The sequence below is a fragment of the Nocardia sp. NPDC047038 genome (assembly GCF_040644075.1).
Lineage (GTDB): Bacteria > Actinomycetota > Actinomycetes > Mycobacteriales > Mycobacteriaceae > Nocardia > Nocardia sichangensis.
In genome coordinates, this window is the sequence record NZ_JBEYVQ010000048.1 from 1 (window position 1) to 3,362 (window position 3,362).

Sequence of the window (3,362 nt, forward strand, 5' to 3'; positions counted from 1 at the left end):
CACCACGACGACGGCACCCCCGCCGAACTCGACACCATCTTCACCTACGCCACCGACCTCTTCGACGAAACCACCATCCACACCCTCGGCCACCGCCTCGAACGCATCCTCACCACCATCGCCACCAACCCCCACACCCCCATCGGCGACATCGACATCCTCGACCGAACCGAACGGGAGCGGATGGCGGCCGCGGCGGAGTCGGTGAGCGTCGAACCGCCCACGGCGACCGCGGGCACGGCGCTGACCCAGGCGCTGGCGGCGGCGGTCGAGGACGACCCGGAGGGGCCCGCCGTGGTCGCCGGTGAGAATGCGCTGTCGTACCAAGATCTCGACGCCCGCTCGTCACGTTTGGCGCGGGTGCTCATCGCGCGGGGCTGCGGTCCCGGCGCTGGTGTCGGACTGCGCTTGGATCGCGGCATGGAAGCGGTCATCGCGACCTGGGCCGTCCTCAAGACAGGCGCCGCGGTCGTCCCCGTCGACACCCTCGACACCGCACTGCCCGACGACCTCCAAACCAAAGTCGGCCTCACCCTCGGTGATCCACCCACCGGCACCCTCGACTGGCTCGCCCTCGACGACCCCGCCGTCATCGCCGAGATCGCCGCCGAATCACCCCGCCCGGTCACCTACGCCGACCGCACCAACACGTTGCACGGCACCGACGCGGCGTTCGTCGGGGACCAGACCCTCAGCTACGACGATCTCGCCATCGCGGCCGCTCAATTGCGCGACCGGGACGAACTCACCTACGAGTCCGAGATCCCCTACCGCGGCGAACCGCGATCCTCCGCCGTCGTCATCGAACTGGTCGCCGCCGGGTTGGTCGGCGCGGCGGTCGTCCTGGACTCCGACGAGGAGGCGTAGATGGATGAGGCGCTGCTGGGCGATCCGGACGCCTTGGTCGGGGAAATCGACATCCTCGACGAGAGCGAACGGCCCCGGCTGCTGGTCGAATCCGGTGTCACGGCGGGGGCTTCCGCTCCGGATCCGGTGGGCCGGATCGGCGCCCGCACGGTGGCCAAGGTGCTCGGCGAGGTCATCAAGGAGGATCCGGAAGCGACCGCGCTGCTGGCCGGCGAGGACAAGGTCGTCAACGTGGAGTAGGGACGAGACCTGTTCTGCCGGTGCCGAGCACGGAATGTTTGGTGCCGGCCCTTCTTCTAGTGAGCCGACCAGTTCGGAAACCGATACAGGTTCTTTCAAGAATTCTTCGAGCAACGCCGCAATTGGCCCGGACAACTATCCATAGCAGCATCCCACCCCCAATACAGGCAGGAAACGAGATGATTAACCCGTTCGACGACGACAACGCCAAGTTCTACGTCTTGATCAACCAGGAGGGCCAACACTCCCTATGGCCGGTCTTCGCCGCCGTCCCGGGAGGCTGGTCCATTGCCTACGGCGCCGCCAGCCGCAAGTCCTGCCTGGAGTACGTGGAGACACACTGAGCCTCTCCGGGTAGCGGTGTGTCGCTGGGGTTAGGTGATGCGGCCGGGTCGATTTGCTGGTCGTTTGGTCGGGCAGATGAGTCTGCCGATGGCAACGGTCACGTCGTCGCCGCGTCACGTACTTCGAGATCGGGGTCCGTGGCCATGTGCGCGAGGCCTGGTATCCGCGCGCGTCCTCGGCGTGAAGAAACGCCGAAACAGCCTCGGCCGCGGTCATTTCTGTCTCGGCTGCACTGTAATGTCCGACGAGGACCGGTTCGTCGTCGGGGATTCGGAAATCCACCGCGATGATCAGCCGCTGCCCGCCGCGGCGCAGCTCGCGCAGCCATTGATGTGACAGCACATAGGACGGCATCACCAGCATACAAAACACTCCGCGACGAAAGCCACTCGCGGTGATGCCCGCACGGCGGATTCGCCGAGCGTTCTTCTCCGGTGTCAGGTGCACTAGCAGAGCCATAGGACGATCCTAGTGATCCTTCGCCGGTAAAACGGTGTGTGTCCCGGTCAGGTGGTGCGGCCGTGGTCGACGTGGAGCAGGACGAGCGCGGCGGCAACGATTGACCCGATCCTATAGGGGCACAGGCTGATTCGCCTCAATGCTTTGAAGGTGGTCTTCAGCAGCGAGTTGCCGCGCTCGCCGACGGCACGCTTGCTGTTATGCGCCTTGTTCGCTGTCCGCTGCCGATTGGTCAGTTCGCCATCGGTCGGTTTCTTCGTCGCGACGGTGATTGTTCCGGCTTCCCCTTCGTATCCGAGATCGCCGAGCAAGGGCGGGTTTTCGCTGCTCGAGGTCTTGAGTGAGGGAAGCATCTCGGGGTGGGTACGCAGCGCGGTGACGTCGTGGGTGCGACCGGGCAGCACGTGCGAGGTCCACAGCGGCCACCCGTCCGGGGCAGTCACGACCTGGATGTTGCCGCCATGGTGATGATGTTTCCCGGACCACCACAGATCCACCGGTTTGCCGTTCTTTCCCAGGGCGGGCCCTGGTTCGCGGAGGCGGTCGGTGTATATCAGCGTACCGTCCACACCGAGGTGCTCATATCCTGCCGTCTTCGCGGCCAGTAGTGCGTTGTGCAGGTCCAGGGCCTGTGCGGCGAGCATGTCGATCACCTCGTGGAGGTAGTCGTATGCGGTGGTCTTGCCGATGCCGTTGTCGCAGGCCAACTGCGCGACTCGGGTGCCGTCGACGAACCAGCGCAGCGCCAGCACCGCCTGGTCGAGGCAGCCCAGCTTCCGCCAACGGGTCCCCCGGCGCCGGCGTTCGGCGGTGAGCAGCCCAACTACGAACTCGACCGTGGACTCGGCGATGGGCAGCACGGCCACGTATGTCACACTCATGATGCGCAGAGCCTCTGTGAAGTTGATCTTTGGAAGGACCACCTTCATACCCAGGGTTCTGCGCTTTCTCGTTGCACTCCAACCAGTTCCGGCGTGTCGCCAGCTCAGGCCACCAACCCCCCGCTATCCGGAATGGCCCACTGGGTGGACATGCGCCCCAAATCGCTCATCGAGGCCATGTCCACAGACCCGGAGTAACCACCTGCGCGTGCGGCGCCCTGGTCGACATCCCTGCCGACCGCCGCGCCGCCGCACTTTCGGAAACTGGAACTCAACAATGCGCCCGACGACAATACCCATCAGCGACCCGAGGTTCCGACTTATATCTCCGGTAGCGGTTTCGTGGTCGGGGTAGCTGCGCCCGTGGCGTGCCGCAGCGGGTGGTTTGACTCCTGAGGTTCCTGTCGCCGCAGCATTCTCGGGCTGACTCTGCGGGGGTATGTCGCGCCACCCGGCCTGCGTTTGCGGCGTGACCGACAGTCGACGGTATCGGTCCGGTGCTGGCGGCTCGGCTCATCGGCCGCACCGGCCTGGCGACCCGCTTCGCGACCGCAGCCGCGTATGCCACCT

5 protein-coding genes are annotated in these 3,362 nt (G+C 65.6%); 4 read left to right on the plus strand and 1 reads right to left on the minus strand.

What is annotated here, in order from left to right:
- The 3 genes from ABZ824_RS39630 to ABZ824_RS39640 all read left to right on the plus strand — a co-directional run.
- A partial coding sequence (locus ABZ824_RS39630) for an AMP-binding protein (protein ID WP_356970038.1) occupies positions 1 to 867 on the plus strand: 867 nt, incomplete at its 5' end.
- Complete coding sequence (locus tag ABZ824_RS39635) at positions 868 to 1,107, plus strand: hypothetical protein (protein WP_356970039.1); 240 nt, start codon at positions 868 to 870, stop codon at positions 1,105 to 1,107. It abuts the gene before it with no gap.
- A 179-nt stretch (positions 1,108 to 1,286) separates the two neighbouring features.
- The gene (locus ABZ824_RS39640) at positions 1,287 to 1,451 is read left to right on the plus strand and encodes an MbtH family protein (protein ID WP_356970040.1); all 165 of its coding nucleotides are present in this window, start codon (positions 1,287 to 1,289) and stop codon (positions 1,449 to 1,451) included.
- Positions 1,452 to 1,958: 507 nt separating this feature from the next.
- Here the strand turns inward: ABZ824_RS39640 and ABZ824_RS39645 are convergent.
- Positions 1,959 to 2,792 carry a transposase family protein gene (locus ABZ824_RS39645; RefSeq protein ID WP_356970041.1) on the minus strand — a complete coding sequence of 278 codons (834 nt, stop codon included), beginning with the start codon at positions 2,790 to 2,792 and terminating at the stop codon, positions 1,959 to 1,961.
- Between the two features lie 488 nt (positions 2,793 to 3,280).
- Between ABZ824_RS39645 and ABZ824_RS39650 the strand changes: the two genes are divergently transcribed.
- A partial coding sequence (locus ABZ824_RS39650) for a hypothetical protein (protein WP_356970042.1) occupies positions 3,281 to 3,362 on the plus strand: 82 nt, incomplete at its 3' end.

Coding starts and splice junctions, on each gene's coding strand:
- ABZ824_RS39635 (WP_356970039.1), top strand. CDS start 868: ATGGATGAGGCGCTGCTGGGCGATCCGGACGCCTTGGTCGGGGAAATC.
- ABZ824_RS39640 (WP_356970040.1), top strand. CDS start 1,287: ATGATTAACCCGTTCGACGACGACAACGCCAAGTTCTACGTCTTGATC.
- ABZ824_RS39645 (WP_356970041.1), bottom strand. CDS start 2,792: ATGAGTGTGACATACGTGGCCGTGCTGCCCATCGCCGAGTCCACGGTC.